General features: G+C 62.7%; 19 protein-coding genes. 16 read left to right on the forward strand and 3 right to left on the reverse strand.

The annotated features are described in order from the left end of the window. Positions 1-4 precede the first annotated feature (4 nt). Both VSR82_RS20720 and VSR82_RS20725 read left to right on the forward strand, forming a co-directional pair. A complete protein-coding gene (locus VSR82_RS20720) occupies positions 5-220 on the forward strand; it encodes a YMGG-like glycine zipper-containing protein (protein WP_018433676.1) in 216 nt (71 codons plus the stop codon). Positions 221-577: 357 nt separating this feature from the next. Next, complete coding sequence (locus VSR82_RS20725; protein WP_368582633.1) at positions 578-2143, forward strand: alpha/beta hydrolase; 1566 nt, start codon at positions 578-580, stop codon at positions 2141-2143. A 40-nt stretch (positions 2144-2183) separates the two neighbouring features. Here VSR82_RS20725 and VSR82_RS20730 read toward each other — a convergent pair whose 3' ends face one another. Both VSR82_RS20730 and VSR82_RS20735 read right to left on the reverse strand, forming a co-directional pair. After that, on the reverse strand, positions 2184-3368 hold the full coding sequence (locus VSR82_RS20730; protein WP_498858026.1) for an endo-1,4-beta-xylanase: 1185 nt from the start codon (positions 3366-3368) through the stop codon (positions 2184-2186). Positions 3369-3712: 344 nt separating this feature from the next. Continuing rightward, positions 3713-4021, reverse strand: a complete 309-nt coding sequence (locus VSR82_RS20735) for a BON domain-containing protein (RefSeq protein ID WP_429462982.1) — start codon at positions 4019-4021, stop codon at positions 3713-3715. Between the two features lie 847 nt (positions 4022-4868). On the opposite strand from VSR82_RS20735, the gene VSR82_RS20740 reads away from it, so the two are divergent. From VSR82_RS20740 to VSR82_RS20780, 9 genes are all read left to right on the forward strand, one after another. After that, the gene (locus VSR82_RS20740) at positions 4869-6023 is read left to right on the forward strand and encodes a porin (RefSeq protein WP_429462981.1); all 1155 of its coding nucleotides are present in this window, start codon (positions 4869-4871) and stop codon (positions 6021-6023) included. A 200-nt stretch (positions 6024-6223) separates the two neighbouring features. Continuing rightward, positions 6224-7297, forward strand: a complete 1074-nt coding sequence (locus VSR82_RS20745) for a LacI family DNA-binding transcriptional regulator (RefSeq protein ID WP_368582636.1) — start codon at positions 6224-6226, stop codon at positions 7295-7297. 187 nt (positions 7298-7484) lie between these two features. Next, positions 7485-8732 carry an ABC transporter substrate-binding protein gene (locus VSR82_RS20750; RefSeq protein ID WP_429462980.1) on the forward strand — a complete coding sequence of 416 codons (1248 nt, stop codon included), beginning with the start codon at positions 7485-7487 and terminating at the stop codon, positions 8730-8732. Between the two features lie 132 nt (positions 8733-8864). After that, positions 8865-9899, forward strand: coding sequence for a carbohydrate ABC transporter permease (locus VSR82_RS20755; protein ID WP_176134711.1), 1035 nt, complete (start codon positions 8865-8867; stop codon positions 9897-9899). Next, entirely contained in the window at positions 9896-10726 is an 831-nt protein-coding gene (locus VSR82_RS20760) for a carbohydrate ABC transporter permease (RefSeq protein WP_018433683.1), read from the forward strand. Before VSR82_RS20755 ends, VSR82_RS20760 begins: the two co-directional genes overlap by 4 nt. A gap of 58 nt (positions 10727-10784) precedes the next feature. After that, positions 10785-12122, forward strand: a complete 1338-nt coding sequence (locus tag VSR82_RS20765) for a GH1 family beta-glucosidase (RefSeq protein WP_429462979.1) — start codon at positions 10785-10787, stop codon at positions 12120-12122. A gap of 115 nt (positions 12123-12237) precedes the next feature. Then, positions 12238-13368: an ABC transporter ATP-binding protein gene (locus tag VSR82_RS20770; protein WP_429462978.1), complete on the forward strand. Its 1131-nt coding sequence runs from the start codon at positions 12238-12240 to the stop codon at positions 13366-13368. 861 nt (positions 13369-14229) lie between these two features. After that, positions 14230-14460, forward strand: coding sequence for a type II toxin-antitoxin system Phd/YefM family antitoxin (locus VSR82_RS20775; RefSeq protein WP_013093946.1), 231 nt, complete (start codon positions 14230-14232; stop codon positions 14458-14460). Next, positions 14460-14849 (forward strand): type II toxin-antitoxin system VapC family toxin, encoded by a 390-nt coding sequence (locus VSR82_RS20780; protein WP_018433686.1) that lies wholly within the window; start codon positions 14460-14462, stop codon positions 14847-14849. Before VSR82_RS20775 ends, VSR82_RS20780 begins: the two co-directional genes overlap by 1 nt. On the opposite strand, the gene VSR82_RS20785 is transcribed toward VSR82_RS20780, so the two are convergent. Beyond that, a complete protein-coding gene (locus VSR82_RS20785) occupies positions 14828-15904 on the reverse strand; it encodes a LacI family DNA-binding transcriptional regulator (protein ID WP_309234952.1) in 1077 nt (358 codons plus the stop codon). The two genes, VSR82_RS20780 and VSR82_RS20785, sit on opposite strands and share 22 nt — an antisense overlap. A gap of 247 nt (positions 15905-16151) precedes the next feature. On the opposite strand from VSR82_RS20785, the gene VSR82_RS20790 reads away from it, so the two are divergent. The 5 genes from VSR82_RS20790 to VSR82_RS20810 all read left to right on the forward strand — a co-directional run bounded on the left by VSR82_RS20790 (position 16152) and on the right by VSR82_RS20810 (position 23149). Then, the gene (locus VSR82_RS20790; protein ID WP_368582641.1) at positions 16152-17447 is read left to right on the forward strand and encodes an extracellular solute-binding protein; all 1296 of its coding nucleotides are present in this window, start codon (positions 16152-16154) and stop codon (positions 17445-17447) included. Positions 17448-17546: 99 nt separating this feature from the next. After that, positions 17547-18428 carry a carbohydrate ABC transporter permease gene (locus VSR82_RS20795; RefSeq protein WP_217710295.1) on the forward strand — a complete coding sequence of 294 codons (882 nt, stop codon included), beginning with the start codon at positions 17547-17549 and terminating at the stop codon, positions 18426-18428. A gap of 3 nt (positions 18429-18431) precedes the next feature. Further along, positions 18432-19262 carry a carbohydrate ABC transporter permease gene (locus VSR82_RS20800; RefSeq protein WP_176111587.1) on the forward strand — a complete coding sequence of 277 codons (831 nt, stop codon included), beginning with the start codon at positions 18432-18434 and terminating at the stop codon, positions 19260-19262. Positions 19263-19331: 69 nt separating this feature from the next. Further along, positions 19332-20462, forward strand: coding sequence for an ABC transporter ATP-binding protein (locus VSR82_RS20805; RefSeq protein ID WP_498858027.1), 1131 nt, complete (start codon positions 19332-19334; stop codon positions 20460-20462). A 281-nt stretch (positions 20463-20743) separates the two neighbouring features. Then, entirely contained in the window at positions 20744-23149 is a 2406-nt protein-coding gene (locus VSR82_RS20810) for a glycoside hydrolase family 3 N-terminal domain-containing protein (RefSeq protein ID WP_429462976.1), read from the forward strand. Positions 23150-23170: the final 21 nt, after the last annotated feature.

Genomic DNA, 23170 nt, shown 5'->3' on the forward strand with positions numbered 1-23170 from the left:
GATCATGAAACGACTTGGGTGGATCGTTAGTATTGGCGCGCTGGCTGCGATGATCGGTTGCACGGACATGAGCCCGCGGACGCAGGGAACGATAGGCGGCGCGGCACTCGGCGCGGGCGCCGGTGCGGGTATCGCGGCGATCTCCGGCGGCGACGCGTGGACCGGCGCGATCATCGGCGGTGCGGCGGGCGGCGTGGCCGGCAATATCCGCGGCCGTTAGTCATTGCCAGCGAGCAGGCAGGGCCGGGGCGCGACGCGGGTCGCGTCCCGGCTTTTCGTTATTGAAGCGAACGGCCCGATGATTTGGCCGTGATGGGCAGCCCGTAGGCGTCGGGCGAAGCGACTTCGGAAGCGTCGCTGAACGACTCTTCTTGCGATCATCCGCGTCTGGCATCTCTTGCCTCCCCAGCACGCCGCTTCGTCGATGCCGCGCCGCGCGCTCGGACGACAAAGTTTGAACCGCTGATTAAAAGCCCTTAGGATATCCACACCGAAGCCGTCCCGATGACGGCATGCGCACACCACGCAGAGAGCAGCCTGCGCGCGGTGCAACCTTCATCTCATCAAGAGAACACGAATGCTGCGCACGTCGCTGAAGGTAATAAAGATAAGTGCATGGGTTCTGGTGCTGCTGGCGGTGCTCGCATTGGGGCTACGCGCGTGGTATTCGCAGCGCGGGCCGGAACTGTCGGTATGGCATACCTATGTGCCGCGCGAAATGACCGTCGAGGAAATGGACACCGCCGACTGGAACGCGTACGTCAAGGCGGAAAACCGGATTTTCGAGGACGTGCGCGCCAATGTCGTCGATAAGATCCGGCCGTCGGAGCGCATTTCGGCGAACCGTTATTACGAGGGCTCGCCGATTTTTCCGTGGCATTTCGCCGAAAACTGGAATCGCTCGTACATTCTCGAACCGTCGGGGCCTCCCGTCGGCGCGGTCGTGCTGCTGCACGGCATGACGGATGCGCCGTACAGCATGCGGCATATCGCGCGTCGATATCGCGATCGCGGTTTCGTCGCGATCGGCATCCGCTTGCCGGGACATGGCACGGTGCCGGCGGGGCTCACCGACGTGCACTGGAAGGACTGGACCGCAGCCACGCGGCTCGCGGTACGCGAAGCGCGACGTCGCGTGGGGCCGGACAAGCCGATCGAGCTGGTCGGGTTTTCGAACGGCGGCGCGCTTGCGCTGCAATATGCGCTCGACGCGATCGAGAATCCCGCGCTCGCGCGTCCGACGCGCGTCGTGCTGATCTCGCCGATGATCGGCGTTACACGCTACGCGCGCTTTGCCGGTCTCGCCGGATTGCCCGCGGTGCTGCCGGCCTTTGCGCGCGCCGCGTGGCTCGGTATCGTGCCGGAGTTCAACCCGTTCAAGTACAACTCGTTTCCAGTGAATGGCGCGCGGCAGTCCTATCTCCTCACGAGTGTTATTCAGGAACAGATTGCGCGGCTCGAGCGCGAGAACCGGCTCGATTCGTTGCCGCCAATTCTGACGTTCCAGTCGGTGACGGATTTCACGGTCAGCACGCCCGCGGTGATGTCGTTGCTCTACGACAAGCTGCCTGAGAACGGAAGCGAAGTCGTGCTGTTCGACGTTAACCGCAGCGTGCGCTTCAGGACCTTCCTACGCAACGCGTCGTACACGGCGCTCTCGCGACTGTTGCGCATCGGTCCGCAGAACTATCGCACCACGGTGATCGCCAACGTGTCGCCGGATTCGGCGCATACTGTCGAGCGCAGCGTTTATGCGGGAGAAGTGCAAACGCGCGTCAAGCCGCTGGACATCGATTATCCGCAGGATATTTTCTCGTTGTCGCACGTCGCGATTCCTTTCCCGATCACCGACGCGCTGTACGGCATCGCGCCGGACGATTCGGAGAACTTCAACGAGAACCTCGGTACGCTCGCGCCGCGCGGCGAACGCGGCACGCTGATTCTGACGCTCGATTCGATGTTCCGCATCGCGTCGAATCCGTTCTTCCCGTATCTGCTGCAGCGGATCGACGAAGGCATCGGCAAGATGCCGCCGCCGGTGGTCAAGTCACCGCCGCGCACGCACGAAACGGCGGGCGGTCCACCCGACGATTTCGCGGCGGACCTGAACGCGCTGGGGGAGGTAGACTCGGACGAACCTTGAGGTGTGGATCGCCGTCTGCTTTTTCGCGCGAAGAGCGACGTTACGGCTGATACGACGAATCGACGATCGTCCACAGCGCCGCTTTTGGCTTCAGGTTCGCATCGAACGGCAGCGGCAGGTTGTTGCGGGGCACCGGCGTCGACGTCAGCCACGTGTGCTTGTCGGAGTAGCCCCAGAACGTCACCGCCTTGATGCTTGGCTCCTGCTCGAATAGAGCGAACACCGCGCGATAACGCTCGGCCTGCGCACGCATGATGTCGTTCGGAACCGGATGGCCGAGGTCCGGCAGACATGCGTGCGGATTGCTCCAGCATTCTCCCGGATCGGTATAGAGGCTCACGTCGAGTTCGGTCACCTGGTTTTCTAGGCCTAGCGCGGCGACGTCGTCGAATGCCTGCTTGATGTTCGGCAGCGGCGGCCAGTTCACGCTGATGTGCATCTGATGCCCGACACCGTCGATCGGCACGCCCTGCGCGCGCAAATCGCGGATCACGGCGAGCAGCTTTGCGCGCTTGCGCGGATCGTCGGTGGTGTACTCGTTGATATAGAGCTTCACGTCCGGGTCCGCCGCGCGCGCCGCGCGGAACGCGATTGCGATGTAGTCCTTGCCGAGAGCGCGATACCACGGACTGTCTTCGCGATACACCTGATGTGGATCGTCGCTGATCACTTCGTTGACCACGTCCCACGCATAGACCTTGCCTCGGAAGTGTGTGACGACGTCGGTTATATATCGATCGAGCCGCTTCGCGACGATGTCGTGGTAGTGCGGATCTTTCGGATCGCCGGCGAAGAACCAGTCCGGCGCCTCGGTCCAGTCGCCGGCCTTGAAGTGCCACACGAGCGTATGGCCGCGCACTGCAATGCCGTGCGCCTCAGCGAACGCGACGATTCTGTCGGCCGGCACGAAGTTGTACTTGCCTTGCGCGACGCCGATCGTGCCCGGCTTCATCTTGTTCTCGGCGGTCAGGCTCGAGAACTGAGCCGCGATCAGCGTCGCGTCGGCCGGACTGTCGATCGAATCGGGTTCGATCGCCGCGCCGACCTTGAAGTGGGCGGCCATCACACTGCGCAGCGGCGGCAGCGCGTCAGCGGGCGCCGCGGCGAGCGGCGGGCCATCATGAGCGACGGCCGCCTGGTTGAGCGCGCAGCCTGCGGTGCATGCGAGCGTACAAATGCTGACGGCTGCGCACAGCATGCGCATCGAGGTCCGTAAACGACGCACTCCTGGTCTCCTGTGAGGAAATGCCGGTTCGGCTGCTTCTCTAACCACATGTAACGTTATCGGTAACAATGACGATGCTAAGCGGCGCCCCGCGTCCCCGCTATGAGGGATTTACCCGACAGATCAACGAAATGACGGAAGGTGGATCAGCGTGGAGTCGACCGGTTCGACCCGGCGGCCGATGAAAGCGCTTTCAGATAGGGGTGCACGAACCGCCCGCGCGCCTGACCGTGCGAAACAGGACGCCAGTCACTCAATCCGACTGGCGCAACGGGAAAACGGAATCCCCCTAACGCGCGGGGTCTGCTTCAATCGACGTCCGCGCGCCGCGATTCAGTTCGATCTCAATGCCCGTTCAACGAACCACCGTCGGGCGTGAGCCGGTTGTCCACCGAGGTGACACCGGGCACCGACATCGCAGCCCGTTCGGCACGCGCGACATGCTCCCGCTCGGGCACAAATCCGAGCAGCATGATTTGCCCCGAGTGGGCAAAGACAAACACATGTGACATCCCGACGCCGCTGTGCGCCTCCGCAACCCGCACGCTATGAGCGAGTTGTTGGTCGGTGGCTTGCGAATCCTGAGCATGGGCGATCGGCGCGATTGCGCCTGAAATCAGCAACGCGAGCGTAGAAGCAAGGGTTGTTTTCACGATACCTCCTTATTAAATGCCAAGGTGTGCCGGCAAAATCCGCCGGCAAATCTTCCGGTCCGACTCCATGCGAGGCCTCGGAAGTGCATTGGACAAAACCCCCTCTTTCACTGCTTGCGTCGCGGTTATCGCGGTTGCGCGTCGAGGTTTGGCCAGTCGGGGCGTTGGGCGGTCAAGCCGTCGCCCGCAGAAAAGTTCGCAAGGGCAGCGTGTTCGAGCGCGACGTCGCAGGGGCGGCGTGGCGGGGAACAGCGAGAGCCGAGGGATGGGAGCTGGTTGGAGCGTTCGTGACGGAGCGCGAGAGCCAGACGGATGCGCTGACAATCCCGCACTCAGCCTGCTATGCGGCTGAGCCCGGCTCGTTGCCCGGCATCGTATGCATTGATGATAGTCGGTAATGTCCGTCGCTGCTGACTGCTCCAAGGCCAGTTCGTCAAGCGCAAACCGTCAATGCAAGCGCGCCGGGTCGTTGCATCTTCGCAACAACGAACGCGAGATTCTTCTTGCATTCGAGCGCGTTCTCCTTGTTAAGCGAGCGCTGAGCGACGCGCGAGACGGATTCACGCATCGTTACGGTTCGTGAATTCAAACGGATTTCCGACGCTTGTGACCATCACCTAATGGTCACAAAGCTGGGTGCTACTTCGGGATTGGGCGGCGCGCAACTGTTATCGATAACAGCGTTTTCCCTGAGCCGTTAGTTCGATGCGCGGCGCAAGGTCATCCCTATAATCGCCTCGAAATGTGATGCGAATACGAAGCGAACATTTCGGCAAGAGGGGAAACGTGTGAGAACGCGTGCGTCCTGTGCGGCTTGGAGACGCCAAAATATATATAGGATATCTAAATGAAGAAGAAGCTTATTGCTGTGGCTGTGATGGCAGCCGCGACGACGGTGGCTCATGCGCAGAGCAGCGTCACCCTGTATGGCCGTATCGACAACGGCATCCAGTTTGAAACCGGCCTTCCGGGCGGCCACGCATGGTCAGCCCAAAGCGGTGACTGGGGTTGCTCGTGGTTCGGCCTCATCGGCTCCGAAGATCTCGGCGGTGGCACGAAGACGATCTTCCAGCTGGAGGGGCAACTCAATACGATGACCGGTGCATCGGCGGGCAATCTGTTCGGCCGCCACGCAACGGTGGGCTTGACGAACGACAGCTGGGGTCTGTTCAAGATCGGTAACCTCGGCGCCGGCGAACTGGCGCAAGACAGCTGGGGCACCGACCCGCAGGTGATGCAGCGCTACGCGATCTCGACCCTGGTGCGCGGCCGTAACTGGACGAGCACCAGCAACGGCGCGGAGTACAACTCGCCGGTGCTGTTCGGCGGCCTCGTGCTGAAGGGCCAGTATTCGCTGACCAACAACACGAGCTGGAACTCGGCACCGGTCAACGCGGCGGGTGTGCCGACCGGCCAGGGTCGTACGAACGCGGTTGAGGGCGTCTATACGTGGGGCTCGGGCGACTTCCGGGTGATCTACGACGAAGTGCGCGGCGCCAACGGCTCGTTCAACAACGTGTACTCCGCTTCGCGCGACATTCTCGTCGGCGGTAGCTACGTGATCGGTCCGGTCAAGCTGTACGCGGGCTATCAGCACCTGAGCGCGCCTGACGCAACCAACGCGAGCGTCGGCGTGACCGATGCGTCGCAGCCGCTCGGCGTGAGCGCACCGACCAGCGTGAACCACGAATGGTTCGGCGCCGCATGGCAGGTCACGGCACCCACGCTCTTGACGGCAGCGGTCTACCACGCGAACGCGAACAACGGCAATGGCAACGCGACGCTGTTCACGCTCGCCGGCACCTACGCGTTGTCGAAGCGCACGTTCCTGTACACGGAAGCCGGCTATGTGCACAACAGCTCGACGTCGAACCTGAACCTCGGCAACGGGCCGTACGGCAACAACAACTTCAATCCGGTGACGGGCACGTCGTCGAACAGCAACCCGAACTATGGTCATAGCCAGACTGGCGTCTTCGCCGGGATCATGCATTCGTTCTGAGTTGAGGTTGCCTGACCAGCAATCGTAGTGATCTCTTTGTTTCAAGGACTGTTTATTTCTCTTTCATAGAGAGGCCGGTGCGACGCCTCCTCCACCCTCGTCGCATCGGCTGCTTTTTCTCTTTATTCGATTTCATCATCGGACGGACTGCGTTTCTTCCTATCTGAAAGCGCTTTCATCACAGGATTCAGGCAGAACTCATGACCCACGACGGCTCAAACGACAACCCCGGCGCGCCCAAGGTACCCAACGTGACGCTCGAGGCCATCGCGCGCGCGGCCGGTGTTTCTCCGAGCACCGTATCGCGGATCCTGAACGGTTCTGCGCGCGTGCTTCCCGCCAAGCAGCAGGCGGTGGAGGAGGCGATCGCGCGTTTCAATTACCGGCCGAACGTGCTCGCGCGCAGTCTCGCGAGCGGCCGGACCGAAACGATCGGCGTATTGACACAGGCGGTGTCGAGTCCGTTTTACGCCGAGTGGCTACGAGGTATCGAAGAGTCGCTGTCCGAGCCGGGCTTTACGCCGATCTTCGTGAGCAGCCGATGGAACATCGCCGACGAAAAGGCGCGCCTCGAGCAGTTCATCGCCCGGCGTGTCGACGGAATCATCCTGCTGCACGCGCAACTCGATGAGTCGACGTTGACCGACTACTCGCGGCACGCACCGATGCTCGTATTGGGCCGCTCGGTGCAGAACAGCGCGACGCTCGCGGGCCTGCCGATCGACAACATGCAGGGCGCTCGCGACGCGACCCACCATCTGATCGAGCAAGGCCATCGCGAGATCGCCTTCATCGCCGGGCCGGCCAGTCACGAGGATGCGATCGAGCGTCTCGTCGGCTACCGGACCGCGCTCGAGGAAGCGGGCATCGGCTTCGATGCCGACCTCGTCGAGCAGGGCGATTACCTCGAAACGGGCGGCGTCGCCGCGATGGAGCGGCTGATGGCGCGCCATCCATCGTTCAGCGCCGTATTCTGCGCAAACGATCAGACCGCGTACGGCGCGCGCCTCGCGATGTTCCGCCGCGGCGTGCGGGTGCCGGACGACGTGTCGCTGGTCGGCTTCGACGACCTGCCGACCTCGTCGTACATGACGCCGCCGTTGACGACGGTTCGCCAGCCGACTTATGAAATCGGCCGACTCGCCGCGCAGGGCATCGTGCAGATGATCCGCAAGCAGTCGATCGCGCTCAGCCCGATTCCGCTCACGCTCGTGACGCGTGAAACCACGCGTCGAATCACGCCGCCGGTAGAGCAGGGGGATACGCATGCGTAGCGGCTTTTTTTCGTCGAGACGTGAAAGCGCTTTCAGATATCGGCAGTCAAGCAGAGATTCGCAGCCCATTCAGCACCAAGCAAAGCAGCACCAAGCAAAGCAGCAACAAAGACAACAGGGGAAGTAGGTCGCAGCAACCGGGTATTCATCAAATGCAGTTCAAACAGGGTTCTTTAGGAGACGAGTAATGAAATTCCGCTTTTCAGGCTCTGCCGCCGCCGTTCTGCTCAGCCTGGCAGCAGTCGGCGCGCACGCCAACACCACGTTGAACGTCGCGGTTTTTCCGAAGCTGGATCAGGAAATCAAGGACGCGCTGCCGGCGTGGAAGAAGCTGCATCCGGACGTCGACGTCAAGGTGTCGTCGCTCCAGATCGCCGATCACCACAACGCAATGACCACCGCGCTCGCGACGAGCTCGAATCTGCCCGACGTGATGGCGGTCGAGGTCGGCTTCATCGGCCGCTTTGCGGCGGGCGGCGGTCTTGAAGATCTGTCGAAGGCCCCGTATAGCGCGGGCCAGTACAAGAGCCAGTTCATCAACTACACGTTCGCGCAGGCGACCACGCAGGACGGCGCGATCGTCGGCATGCCGGCCGATATCGGTCCGGGCACGCTGTTCTATCGCAAGGACATTCTCGAAAAGGCGGGCGTGACCGAAGCCGATCTGACCAAGTCGTGGGACTCGTATCTGGCGTCCGGCGTGAAGATCAAGAAGGCGACGGGTGCGTACCTGATGGCATCGTCGCGTGATATCGAGGACATCTACATTCGCGCCGACCTGAAGGAAGGCGATGGGGTGTACTTCGACAAGGCCGGCAATCCGATCGTCACGTCGCCGCGTTTCGTGAAGGCGTTCGAGCTCGCGAAGAAAGCGCGCGACCTCGGTCTCGACGCGAAGATCACGCCGTGGTCGAACGAATGGGCCGAGAGCTTCAAGCGCGGCACCGTCGCGACGCAAATGATGGGCGCATGGCTCGGTGGCCACCTGTCGTCGTGGATCGCACCGGACACGAAGGGTCTGTGGCGCGCGGCCAATCTGCCGAACAACGCGTACGCATCGTTCGGCGGGACGTTCTGGTCGATTCCGGCGAAAGCGACGCAAAAGCCGATGTCGTGGGAATTCATCAAGTTCCTGACGACGCGCAAGGACACGCAGCTCGCTTCGTTCCGTTCGATCGACGCATTCCCGTCGCTGCTCTCCGCGCAGACCGATTCGTTCTTCGCCGAGCCGGTGTCATTCCTCGGCGACGAGAAGGCGCGCCTGATCTGGCGTGATGCGGCATCGCACATCCCGGCGATTCAGCGCAGCAAGTTCGACCAGGTCGCCGAGGAAGCGGTGCACTCGGCGCTCGACAAGGTCGTCGACGATGGCGCAGACGTGCATACCGCGCTGCAGGAAGCGCAGGACCAGATCGCCCATCGGGTCCGCCGTTAAGCGGTATTGATGCAAGGTCGCGGCACGCTGCATGCCGCGACCGAAGTGTCTCGCAGTGCGCTGCAAGTCTGCTGCAAACAGCGTGGCCGGTCATCGAAGACCCAACCCACGCCCGACTGGACGGAACTATTGATGAACACTCCGCTGCCCACGACCGAAGAGGTCGCCCGCGATGCACGCGTGAGCGATGTGCTGAGCTCGCCCACGCCGTTCGCCGCGCCGCGAAAAACTTCGCGGCTCGATCCGGTGAAGGTCGCACCCTACCTGTTTCTCGGCCCGTTTTTCCTGTTGTTCGCGCTGTTCATGGCGTTCCCGCTGCTGTTTTCGCTGTACCTGTCGTTCCAGAGCTGGGACGCGACGGCAGGGCTCGCGAGCATGAAGTGGGTGGGTCTGTCGAACTTCACGTTCACGCTGACCGACCCGTGGTACTGGAAGTCGCTGTACAACACTGCGTCGATGGCGATCATGTCCGGCGTGCCGCAGCATCTGGTGGCGCTGCCGCTGGCGTTCTTTCTGCAAACCGCGTTTCGCCGCTGGCGCAACCTGATGGTCGGCCTGTACTTCCTGCCGTTCATCACGTCCAGCGTCGCTATCGCGCTGATTTTCTCGTCGCTGTATTCGACCGACTTCGGCATGATCAACCTCGCGATCGCCGAGCTCGGCAAACTGCCCGGCCTGCACTGGATCGTTCCCGCGCATCCGATCGAGTGGCTATATAACCCGAAGAACGTCAAGCCGGCGGTGTCGGTGGTGATCTTCTGGCGCTATGTCGGCTGGAACACGGTGCTGTATCTGTCGGCGCTGCAAACCATTCCGAAAGACCTGTACGAGGCCGCACGCATCGACGGCGCGAATGGCTGGCAACAGTTCACCCGCATCACGATTCCGCTGATCAAGCCGATGATTTTCTTCGCGGTCACGCTGTCGATCATCGGCGGCCTGCAACTGTTCGAAGAGCCGTTCATCTTGCTGCCGAACGAAGGTATGGGTACCAGCCAGTCCGGCCTGACGACGGCCGTCTATATGTATCGCACCGCATTCCACGACGGCGATTTCGGCACCGCGAGTTCGATCGCATGGCTGCTGTTCATCTCGATCGGCGCGTTGATGTGGTTGAACACGCGGATCTTTCACCGCAGCGGCATGAACGAGGAGAATCAGCGATGAAATCGTCGAACAACAAGGGCCGCTATATCGGCTATGCGATCGTGGTTGCCGGCGGGCTGCTGATGTTCTCGCCGTTCTACTTCATGTTCGTGTTCGCGACGCACACGAGCTCCGAGATTTTCTCGATGCCGCCCCCGCTGTGGTTCGGCAGCGCGTTTCTCGACAACATGGCCTCGCTGATGCGGCACATTCCGTTCTGGCGCAATCTCGGCTGGAGCTTCTATACGGCCGCGATGCAAACCGTGCTGACGCTGCTCGTGACATCGATGGCCGGCTACGCGTTCGCGATGTACGAGTTTCGCTTCAAGAAGACGCTGTTCGCAATCGCGCTGACCGCGATGCTGGTGCCGCCGTTCCTCAGCATGATTCCGACCTTCATGACGATGAACCTGCTCGGCTGGATCGATCAGCCGCGCGCGCTGTACGTGCCAGGCGCGGCCGCCGCGCTCGGCGTGTTCCTGATGCGCCAGTACGTTGCATCGGCGATTCCGTCCGAGCTGATCGAGGCGGCGCGCATCGATGGCTGCGGCGAATTCCGCATCTACTGGAGCATCGTGATGCCGCTGCTGGGACCGGCGCTGGGCACCCTTGGCCTGATCAGCTTCATTCAGGCGTGGAACAACTTTCTGTCGGCGCTCGTCGTGCTGCGCTCGCCGTCGATGTACACGCTGCCGCTCGCGCTGCGCATTCTGCAAAGCCCGACCAATTCGGATTGGGGCGCAGTGATGGCGGGCTCCGCGGTCGCGGTGCTGCCGTTGCTGGTGCTGTTCGCGTTCACCTCGCGGCGTTTGATCGACGGTCTGACGACCGGCGCGGTCAAGGCCTGAGATTTTTCCTTTCATCTTCACGCCCTGGCGGGCATGACCATTCGGGACAAAAACATTTATGCCGACGTATCGATTCAACGAAGACTTCGTCTGGGGCGTGGCCACCAGTTCCTACCAGATCGAAGGCGCAGCGCATGAGGACGGCCGTGGCCCGTCGATCTGGGACGAGTTCTGCAAAGTGCCGGGCAAGGTCGTGAACGGCGAGAGCGGCGATGTCGCATGCGATCACTATCACCTGCTCGAGGAAGACCTCGATCTGCTGGCTGAACTCGGCGTCAATGCTTACCGCTTTTCGATCGCGTGGCCGCGCGTGCAGCCGACTGGCCGCGGCGCATTCAACGAAAAGGGTCTAGCGTTCTACGAGCGCCTCGTCGACGGTTTGCTCGAGCGCGATATCCAGCCGTTCGCGACGCTTTATCACTGGGACCTGCCGTCGTCGCTGCAGCACACGCAAAACGGCTGGGAAAGCCGCGACACCGCCTATCGTTTCGCGGACTACGCACGCAAGATCGGCAGCGTGCTCGGCGATCGCGTTGCATCGATCGCGACGCACAACGAGCCGTGGTGCACCGCATGGCTCGGCAACGCGACTGGCTATTTCGCGCCGGGCAACGCCGATCTGAAGAAAGCCGCGCACGTCGCGCACCATCTGCTGCTGTCGCACGGTCTCGCGTTGCAGGCGTTGCGTGCCGATGGCGTAAAGGCGCCGCTCGGCATCGTGCTGAACCAGTCGCCGGCGCATGGCGCGACGGATTCGCCTGAAGACCAGGCCGCCGCGTCGCTCGAATACGCGAAGTTCGTGCGCTGGTACATGGACCCGCTGTTCAAGGGCGAGTATCCGGCCGAGGCGCTGGAATGGTACGGCGCGAACGGTCCGCAAGAGGCAATTCTGAGCGGCGATTTCGACGTGATCGGCACGCCGATGGACTTCCTCGGCATCAACTATTACACCCGCATCTTCGCGAGCGCATCGGGCGAGAAGCGTCCGCCGGGCGTGCTCGGCTTCACGGACATGGATTGGGAAGTCTATCCGCAAGGCCTCACCGAATTGCTGACGCGCATCAACGCCGACTACAAGCTGCCGCCGATCTACATCACCGAGAACGGCTGCGCGGCGAAGGACGTGCTGGCTAACGGACGCGTGCATGACGCCGAGCGCGTGCGCTTCTACGACCTGCATCTGGCCGCGTTGTCGGACGCGGTGAAAAAGGGCGTCGACGTGGCCGGCTATTTCGCGTGGAGCCTGATGGACAACTTCGAATGGGCGTCGGGTTACGACAAGCGCTTCGGCATGGTCTACGTCGACTATGCGAGCCAGGAGCGCACGCTGAAGGACAGCGCGTTGTGGTATCGCGACGTGATCGCGCAACACGCCGGCGTCGCAGCCGTGCGCTGACGCGCACGCCCGGCGGCGGGCGCACCGAACCTCGCGTGGCGCGACAGTAGTGGGGCAGTGGGATAGCGTCACGCGGGGTCTGCAAGTACAAGGACTGAGGAGGAGGAGGCATCAAATGGGCGAACTCGTATTGCGCAACGTCTCGAAGACGTATGGCGAAGGACCGCAGGTGATCCAGGGCATCGATCTGCACATCCCGGACGGGCAGTTCACGGTTTTCGTGGGACCGTCGGGCTGCGGCAAGTCGACGATGCTGCGCATGATCGCGGGGTTAGAGTCGATAACGGGCGGCGACATTCTGATCGACGGCGTACGCGTCAACGATCTGCAGCCTACGGACCGCGGCATCTCGATGGTGTTCCAGAGCTACGCGCTCTACCCGCACATGACGGTCGCGGAAAACATGGGCTTTTCGCTGAAGCTGTCGGGCAAGTCGAAGAATGAAGTGCGCGAGGCGGTGGGCCGTGCCGCCGAGATCCTGCAGATCACGCATCTGCTCGAGCGCAAACCGAAGGCACTGTCGGGCGGCCAGCGCCAGCGCGTCGCGATCGGACGGGCGATCGTGCGCAAGCCGCGCGTGTTCCTGTTCGACGAGCCGCTGTCGAATCTCGATGCGGCGCTGCGCGTGCAGATGCGTATCGAACTCGCGAAGCTGCATCGCGAACTCGGCACGACGATGATTTACGTCACGCACGATCAGGTCGAGGCGATGACGCTCGGCCAGCAGATCGTCGTGTTCAACAAAGGCCACATCGAGCAGACCGGCGCGCCGCTCGAACTGTATGAGCGACCGGCGAACCGCTTCGTCGGCGGCTTCATCGGCTCGCCGCAGATGAACATGCTGGCCGCGACGCTGGTGTCGCAAAGCGATACCCAAACCGTCGTGGCGCTCGCGGGCGCGAGCCAGCGCATCGTGCTGCCCGGCCGGTCGTCGCAGTCGCTGAGCGGCGAGCTGACGCTCGGGGTGCGTGCCGAGCATCTGGGCATCGGCTCGCTCGACGAAGGTCTCGCCGCGCGAGTCGAACTGGTCGAGCATCTCGGCGATGTATCGCTGCTGCATGCGCGACTCGATGGCATCGCGCACGCGATCACGCTGAAGCTCGACAAGAAGGACGCGCAGCATGCGGTCGGCGCGCGCGTCGGGATCAAGGTGGCGTCGTCGTCGGTCACGCTGTTCGATGCGAACGGCGCCGCGGTGAGCCTGTCGCGACCCAAAGTCGGCGAGGACGTAGGCGCGGTCGTTTGACAGGCCGATGCCGGCGAGCGAGCACTAGCACACCGATGGCGGATAGCGCGATGGAGAAAAATGTAGCGAAGGACGATGGCGAGGCCGCGGCTAGCGGCTCGTCCGGGCAGCGGTATGCGCAGACGCCCGGTGAAACGGCGGCTGCCGCGGACCGGGGGCAATCGGCTATCGAACGAGGACCGCAGCAGCGAGAAAGGTTGAAGAAGCCGCGCGAATCGCTGCATTCGTGGATCGTACATTTCGATGCGGAGCCTTCATCGAGGCCCCCGGCATCGGATGACGAAGAGTGAGACGCAAGCAGGGATCTCGTTAGTCGGTTCGCATCAAATATTACGATTTGCTGTCTATGCCTTGCGCGGAGCTTCCTCCTTGCTGGGCGTGGCTTTGAGGGTCGGGTCGGGTGGTCCCGGATAGTGGTTCGGAGCTTAGGTTAACTCCGCATGGCGGCGGCGAATGTGTGCCATTAACATCCGCTAACGTTAAGGGTAACGTTCAAGACGTTTGCATCTATTCGAAGAGCTAAAACACGGAGCAGACATTGAAACCCGAGACGCGCCGCGGTGCTATCCGGCACGACCCTTGTGTGGCCGAAACGGTCTGCTTAAAACGTATTGATTAGCTGAAAGCGCAGCGGTTGCGCGCACGGATTGGCGCGACCGGTGCGGGCGGTGTCGCGGTCACGGTAATCGTCGCCGCGGGTTGGACGGGAGTTCGAGGGAGCTCCTGGCAGTAGGTTGGAAAGTAGTGCCTGAGAGCAAGGTTGAAAAAGAATGTCGGGCCACGCATCGCGCGCGTTCGCATGCGGGCGCGCCGGCCCGGCGCAAAAAATAACCGTTGGAATTTTGCTGGGTGGAGAGCGTCATGGAAAAACGAGTATCTAAAGCCATCTTCAAGTCCCGGGCCTGCGAGCTGTTCCGCCAGGTCGAGGCATTGGGCGAAACCGTGGTCGTCACCGACCGCGGGCAACCCACCATCGAAATTCGGCCGTATCGCAGCAAGCAGGAAAATCCGCTCGAGCTGCTGCGCGCGTCGATTACGCACTTCAATCTGAAGCACGCGTTGCAGCCTGTCACGGCCGACCAGGAAGAGTAATGATCACGCTCGACACGCTTGCGCTCGTGTGCTGGCTCGGCAGGCAGAAAGCGCTGAGCCAGGCCGCGCACGATGCGATCGATCGGGAGCTCGCCGGCGGCGAGATCCTGATCTCGGCGATCAGCGCGTTCGAAATCGCGGAGTTCGTGAAGGTCGGCAGTCTCGGGCTGTCGATGGACGCGCGCAGCTGGATGTCGACGTTTCTGTCGCTAGACGGCGTGCGGATGATTCCGGTCGACACGGAAATCGCGTTTCGCGCGGCCACGCTGCCGCCATCGCTCAGCTTGCATCAACGCCTGATCGTCGCGACCGCGCGCACGCATGGCGGCGCGCTCGTGACTTCGGATGCGAAGGTGCGCGCTTCGACTTACGTCGAAACGATCTGGTGACGGCCGCGGCGCTGCTTGGTGCGCACAGGGCCGGTGGAATCGCGCACCACCAGTTCCGCCGGCAGCGTGATGCGCTGCGAAGCGGCGTCGATCCCGGCGATTTGCGCGAGCAGCGTGTTGACCGCCGAGCGCGCCATTTGCTGGAACGGTTGACGGATCGTGGTGAGCGCGGGGTGAAACTGCTCGGACATCGGGATGTCGTCGAAGCCGATCACCGAGATGTCGTCCGGCACGCGCAGGCCGGCTTCGCGAATTGCGGCGATTACGCCGAACGCGCTCTGGTCGTTGGCCGTGAAGATCGCGGTGGGGGGCTCGGCGAGGTTCAGCAGGTCGAACGTGACGTCGAACGCCATCATTTGCGACAGGTCGCCCGCGGCGACCAGCGAGTCTTCACGCGGCAGGCCGAGGCGAGCCAGCGTGTCGTGATAACCGCGTTGCCGGTCGCGCACACCTTCGATCGTTTCGTCGCCGGCCAGAAACGCGATGCGCTTGTGACCGAGCTCCGCTAGGTGTTCGACCGCGAGACAGGCGCCGCCGTAGTTGTCGACCGACACCGACGGGAAGCCCGTCAGCGTGCCGCGCTGATCGACGACGACGACCGGCACCTTCGCGGTGGCGAGCGCCTCGAGGCACAGCGACTCGCGCGGAAGAATCGCGAGGATGCCGTCGGAGAATTGCTGGATCAGCCCGAGCAGGTCGTGATGCGTATGACGATCTTCGTCGAACACCGTGTAGACCAGCATCTCGCAGCCGGCGCCACGCGCCGCGCGGCCCGCGCCGAGAATCAGTTCGCTGGAGAATTGCGTGTCGAGCGTCGGCGTGATGATGCCGATGATGCCATTGCGGCCCCCCGACAGTTTCTGCGCGGTGCGGTTGACGACGTAACCGATGTCCGACGCGATTCTCAGTACTTCGTCACGGGTTTCGCGCGACACGCCAGGACGGCCGTTCAGAGCGCGCGATGCGGTCATCTGGGACACCCCGGCAAGCTTGGCGACGTGCTCAAGCGTGGGGGTTTGTCTTGCCATGCGGGTCGGAGCTGTGCGAGAGGTCATTGGATGGGTCGACTCGCTAATCGCGTTAGCGATACCGTTTATGTAGTCGCTATTCTAGCAGAACCCTTTTTATTTCCGCTTTCCCACAATCAATCAATCTTATACAGGTGTTTGCGTCGCAGCCCGACCGAGACCAGGTAAAATCCCGCATAGCCTTACTTACCACATCGACCTAACATTCACTAACGTTAAGGCTAACGTTAACGTTTCAGCGGTTTCTTAAAAATCCAGAAGAGGGGACACACACATGGCGTACCCGGCGTTGTTTAAAGCGCGGTCCATCATCGGCGCGACGGCGCTGCTGTTTTCGTTGTCTGCAGTTGTTTCGAACGCCGTAGCGGCGGACTCCAAGACGATCACGGTATGGGACCAGCAGACCAATGCGTCGTCGAGCAAGATCATTCGCGACGCGTCGGATCGATTCGAAAAGGCGGTTCCGGGCTACAAGGTCGAGAATTCGCACGTGCTGAACGAAGCGTACAAGACGAAGCTGAAGGTCGCTTTCGGCGCGAATCAGCCGCCGTGCGTGTTCGAGAACTGGGGCGGCGGCGGCCTGCACGAGTACGTGAAGTCCGGCCAGATCGCCGACCTGACGCCGTACCTGAGCAAGGATCCGTCGTATCGCAACCGTTTCATGCAATCGTCGTGGGATGTCACGACGTTCGACGGCAAGACCTACGGTGTCGCTGCTGAAAACGCGGCGGCCGCGGTGATCTTCTACAACAAGGAAGTCTTCAAGAAGTACGGCATCACGCCGCCGAAGACGTGGGATGAACTGATGCACGTCGTCGAGGTGCTGAAGTCGCACAACGTCGCGGCGTTCTCGCTCGCGAACAAGAACAAGTGGACCGGATCGATGTACTACATGTACCTCGTCGACCGTATCGGCGGTCCGCAAGTCGTGAAGGACGCGATCGAAGGCAAGGGCAAGGGCTTCGAAGATCCGGCCTTCGTCGAAGCCGGCAAGCGCATTCAGGAACTGGTGAAGGCTGGCGCGTTCGCACCGGGCATCAACGGTCTTGATTACGACTCGGGCGCTTCGCGCCGTCTGCTGTACACGGGCAAGGCTGCCATGGAGCTGATGGGTGCCTGGGAAGCTTCGACGATCGCCAACGAAAATCCGGCGTTCTCGAAGGATCTCGACTTCTTCCCGTTCCCGAGCGTGCCGGGTGGCAAGGGCGATCCGCGTGACCTGATCGGCACGGTCGGCGATGGCTTCCTCAGCATCTCAGCCGAGTGCAAGTCGCCGGACGCAGCGTTCAAGCTGATCCAGGCATTGACCGACGAACAGGCGATGCAGGCTCGCGCGTCGGATGACCACAAGCTCCCGCCGGTCAATAACGTCAAGATTGACGATCCGTTCACGCAGCGTCTGCAGAAACTGCTTGCCGCGGCTCCGAGCGTGCAGCTCTGGTACGACCAGGCACTGCCGCCGGCCCTCGGTGAGCTGCACAAGGACACGACGCAGGCACTGTTCGGCCTGTCGCTGACGCCTGAAGCTGCTGCGCAGCAAATGGAAGCCGCTTCGAAGAAGGGCGGTTAATCATCTCCAGTCTTAAAGAAAAGTCCGGCCGGCACCGCGAGGTGCCGGTCGGCATACAAGCCCGTGAATATTGCAATTACCGCTACTCCCGAACGCCGGTTGAGATTCTCATCGCAAACGCTCGTCACGGTGGTGTTTCTTGCGCCGTCGCTGCTGCTGCTGGCCGTGTTCCTGCTTTATCCGCTCGTCTCCAGCCTGCGGCTGTCGCTGCTCGACTGGAACGGCCTCGGCAACACTGCCCGTTATATCGGACTCGCGAACTGGGAGCGGCTCGCGCACGACATGGTGTTCTGGCAATCGCTGCGGAACAACGTGATTCTTGCTGTCGCCTCGATCGTCATCCAGCTTCCGATCGCGCTCGCGCTAGCCGTGCTGCTGGAAAAGGCCGGCCGCGGCTCGCGCTTGCTGAAGGTTCTGTATTTCCTGCCGCTGCTGATGTCGAGCGTGGCGATCGGCGTGCTGTTCAAGCAGATCTACGATCCGAATTTCGGTCCGGTCAACGTCGCGCTGCAGGCATTCGGGCTCGATGGCCTCGCGAAGGACTGGCTGGGCGACCCGCATTTTTCGCTGGGTGCGACGATTGCCGTGATCATCTGGCAGAACGCGCCTTTCTACATGATTCTGTTCCTCGCCGGGCTCTCGTCGATGCCGGCCGAGGTCAACGAGGCTGCGCTGCTCGACGGCGCATCCGAGTGGACCATTTTCTGGCGCATCAAGCTGCCGCATCTGCAAGGCACGGTGCGCACGGCGGTGCTGCTGTCCGTGCTCGGCTCGCTGCGTTACTTCGATCTCGTCTTCGTCATGACCGGAGGCGGCCCCGAAGGTTCGTCCGAGGTGATGGCCACCTACATGTATCGCACGGTGTTTAGTTCGTTCCAACTCGGCTACGGCAGCACCATCGGCTCGGCGATGTTCCTTATCGTCATCACGGTGGCGGCGGTGTCGATGTACTTCACCCGCCGTTATGCAACCGAGGTCTGAACCATGAACAAGAAACTACGCTTCCCCCGCGTCGGGATTCCTTTGCTGGCACTGATCTGGCTGGCCGTCACGACGATTCCGTTTCTCTTCATGGTCGCGTCGAGCCTGAAGAGCCAGGAGGAGACTTTCGCGACGTCCGTGTGGGCGCCGCCGAGCCACCTGTATTGGGGCAATTACGCGGCTGTGCTGCAGGGGCCGTTCTTCACTTATTTCCGTAACAGCGTGTTCACTGTGGGCGTGTCGGTGCTGCTGATCGTCATCATCAGTGCTATGGCGGCCTACGTGTTTGCGCGCTTGCGCTTCTCACTGAACAAGACGCTGTTCGGTCTGGTGGTCGCCGGCATGATCGTGCCGCTGCATGCGACGCTCGTGCCGATCTATCTGCTCACGCGCAACCTCGGTCTCTACGACACCGCGTTCGCGCTGCTCGGCCCGTATGTGGCGCTCAGTCTGCCGGTGTCGATCTTCATCCTGACCGAGTTCATGCGCCAGATTCCGCGCGAGCTCGAAGAAGCGGCGCAGCTCGACGGCTGCAGTCCGTTCCGCATCTTCTGGCGGATTTTCTTCCCGCTTTCGGCACCGGGGCTCGCCACTGTGACGATCTTCAACGGCATTGGTCTGTGGAACGAGTTCATCTTCGCGTACATGCTCACCTCGACAGCCGAGCACCGTACGCTGCCGCTCGCGATTTGGGACTTCATGGGGCAATACGCGTCGAACATTCCGTCGATGTTGTCCGTCCTCGTACTCACTTCGCTGCCGCTGATCGTTGCCTATGCGTTCGGTCAGGAGCGCGTGATCAAGGGGATGATGGCTGGCTCGCTCAAGGGCTGATCCGCATCGCACACAACCTCGAATCGTGTGGGCCGCAGTGGCTCGCACACCGAACTTCGCAAAGACGACATGGCAAGCATCTCTCTCACTAACGTACAGAAGTCCTATGCGAGCGGTAACTCGGTGATCCGCGACGCCAACCTCGAAGTCGGCAAGGATGAATTCTGCGTGTTCCTCGGGCCGTCGGGCTGCGGCAAGTCCACGCTGCTGCGCATGATTGCCGGCCTCGAATCGATCACCGACGGCGAACTGCGCATCGACGGTGAACTCATGAACAACGTCGAACCCGCGAAGCGCCAGGTTGCGATGGTGTTCCAGAACTACGCGCTGTATCCGCATATGAGCGTGTACGAGAACATGGCATTCGGTCTGCGTCAGGCGAAAGTCGATAAGGCCATCATCGACAAGAAGGTGCGCAGCGCCGCTGCCGCGCTGCAACTCGACAGCTACCTCGAGCGCCGCCCCGCTGCGCTGTCCGGCGGTCAGCGCCAGCGCGTCGCGATCGGCCGCGCGATCGTGCGCGAGCCGGGCGTGTTCCTGTTCGACGAGCCGCTGTCGAATCTCGATGCCGCGCTGCGGGTGCAGACGCGGACCGAAATCGCCCGTTTGCATCGCGAGTTCAACCGCGCGAGCGCGGTGTATGTCACGCACGACCAGATCGAAGCGATGGCGCTCGCCGACAAGATCGTGCTGCTGCACGCCGGCGCAGACATGGAAAAACACGGCAGCATCGCGCAGATCGGCGCGCCGCTCGATCTGTATCACCGGCCGAAGAGCCGCTTCGTCGCGGGCTTCATCGGTTCGCCGAAGATGAACTTCATGCCGGCCACGGTCCTCGCGGTCGACGAAAAGGGCATTCAGGTCGAGCTGACCACGGGCGAGCGCGTGCGCGCCGAGGTCGACGGCCGCAGGCAGCGCGTCGGCTCGCAGGTCACGCTCGGCGTCCGGCCGGAGCACCTCGCCTTGCCGTCGGCGCAGCCCGGCGTGCAGACGATTCGCTGCGCCGTGCGTCTGGTCGAACGGATGGGCGAGCACAGCTACGTGCACGTGGACGGTGGCGTGCGCGAGGGCAACACGATGATCGCCAAACTACCCGGCGACGGTGGCGTCAATCACGACGAACGCGTCGAGCTGGCGTTCGCACCGCATGCATGCCACGTATTCGACGACAACGATTTCGCGCTGCCGCGTCTGCACTGATCCGCTTGTGACCGCGCTTGCTTGCACGACGCAGGCAAGCGCGGGCGCACAGCACCGCATCGCTAGACGCAACGAACGACCCGCAGCCGATCAAACACCGCGAATTTCGAGTCGCGGCCGCGTTTGATTGATTAGCAGGACTGCGAAGTACGGAAAGATATCTGAAATGGAACGGGATGGCTCCCGGCCGAAGCAACGCCCTGCCGCACGCTTGTCAGAAACAACGGATTTGTCGGCGCTTCTTGCGCTTCGTACACCAGGATAAATAAAAGGAGTTTTCGATGTTGCTTCGCCAAAGTGAGGTGCCGCTCTACCGCAATCCCGCCGCAGCCGTGGAAGAGCGCGTGGCCGATCTGCTCGCGCGCATGACACTCGACGAAAAGATCGCGCAGCTTCATGCCGCTTGGCTGGTGCTGTCGGCCGATGGCCATCACAAGGCGCGTAGCATCGATTTCGCGCAGAGTGCCAACCAGATCACGGTCGACGAGATCCTGCAGTACGGCCTCGGCCAGATCACGCGTCCGCTCGGCACGCATACGGTCGATCCGAAGGAAGGCGTGCGAGCGCTCAACGAACTGCAGCGCAAGATGGTCGAAGACACGCGTCTCGGCATTCCGGTGATGGCGCACGAGGAGTGCCTCGTCGGCCTGATGATCAAGGACGCGACGCTGTTCCCGTCGCCGTTGAACTATGCGGCGACGTGGAATCCGCGGCTGGTCGGCGAAGTGGGCACGATCATCGGCGAGCAGGCGCGTTCGATCGGTTGTCACCAGGGGCTCGCGCCGGTGCTCGACGTGTCGCGCGATCCGCGCTGGGGCCGCACCGAGGAGACGCTCGGCGAAGACCCGTATCTGGTCGGCGTGCTCGCATGCCACTACGTGAAGGGCCTGCAAGGCGAACAGCGCGATCTGCTCGCGACGCTCAAGCATTTCGTCGGTCATTCGGCGAGCGAAGGCGGCCGTAATCATGCGCCGGTGCATGTCGGTCCGCGTGAGCTCAACGACGTGTTCATGCTGCCGTTCGAAATGGCCGTGAAGCTCGCGAACGCGGGCTCGGTGATGCCCGCGTATCACGACGTCGACGGCGTGCCCTGCCATGGCGATCGCGCGCTGCTGCACGACACGCTGCGCGAGAAGTGGGGCTTCGACGGTCTCGTCGTCGCGGATTACGCGGGCGTGGACCTGCTTTACAGCCACCATGCGGTGGCGCGCGACAGCGCGTCGGCCGCGGCCCTCGCATTCAACTCCGGCCTCGACGTCGAGCTGCCGGGCCATGAGTGCGCGGTGCATCTGAAGGAAGCGCTCGAGCGCGACGAGATCACCGAAGCGACGATCGACACTGCCGTCTCGCGCGTGCTGCGCGTGAAATTCCAGCTTGGCCTGTTCGAGAATCCATATGTCGATCCCGAACGCGTCGACGTGAAGAGCGCCACAGCGGGCGATACCGCGTATCAGGTCGCGCTCGAATCGGCGGTGCTGCTGCGCAATCAGGGCGACGTGCTGCCGCTCGCCCCGAACGGCGCCGACAAAATCGCGGTGATCGGCCCGACCGCCGACGATCCGCTCGCGCTCCTCGCCGGCTACAGCTTCCCGGTGCATCTGATCAACAGCGGCGAGCAGTCCACTGCGTCGATCGCGACGCCGCTGCGCTCGCTGCGCGCGTTGCTCGGCAACGAGCGCGTGATTCACGCGCAGGGCTGCGACATCATCAAGGAACGCCGCGCGGGCGCGCCGGTGTTCCCGGGCGACGTGTCGCTCGATCTGACCGGCGACGCGCATTGCGACGAGCTGATCAGCAAGGACACCGACGGCATCGCGGCGGCGGTCGAAGCCGCGCGGCAAGCGGGCGTCGCGCTGGTGTTCGTCGGCGATCTGGCGGGCCTGTTCCAGTCCGGCACGGTCGGCGAAGGCTCCGATACCGACAGCCTCGACCTGCCGGGCGTGCAGCAGGCGTTGCTGCAGGCGGTGGTCGACAGCGGCACGCCAACCGTCGTCGTGATGACGGGCGGCCGTCCGTACAATCTCGGCGGCCTCGAAGAGCGCATCGCCGCGCAGATCATGGCGTTCGCGCCGGGCGAGCGCGGCGCCGAAGCGCTGGCCGATCTGCTGGTGGGCCGCGCCAATTTCAGCGGCCGTCTGCCGCTGTCGGTGCCGAAGAGCGCGGGCGCCGTGCCGTACGTATATAACCATCGTCTGAAGAGCGCTGGAACGCCGATTGCCTACCATTTCGGATGCCGCTATCCGTTCGGTTTCGGTCTCGGCTATACGCAGTTCCGTTACGGCGATCTCGCGCTCGCGCACAGCGAGGTGCCGATCGAAGACGGTACGATCGAGCTGAGCTTCACGCTCGACAACATCGGTGCCCGCGACGGCACCGAGATCGTGCAGATCTACGTGCGGGACCGCCACGCGTCGGTCGCGCGGCCGGTGCGCGAACTGAAGGCGTTCGCGCGCGTGCCGCTCGCGGCCGGTGCCTCGGCGCGTGTGCGCGTGAAGCTGCCGGTCGACATGCTGAACTTCACCGACGCGCGCGGCGAGCGTATCGTCGAGCCCGGTGATTTCGATCTGCTCGTCGGCAGTTCGAGCCGCGACATTCATCTGAGCGGCACGGTCGCGGTCGCGGGCTCCGCGACGAGAACGCTCGAGCGCAACTGGCGCATGCTGAGCGAAGTCGAGATCGTGGCCTAAGCGGCGGGTCGGGACGGCGAG

The organism is Burkholderia sp. JPY481, assembly GCF_038900515.1.
Taxonomy (GTDB): domain Bacteria; phylum Pseudomonadota; class Gammaproteobacteria; order Burkholderiales; family Burkholderiaceae; genus Paraburkholderia; species Paraburkholderia youngii.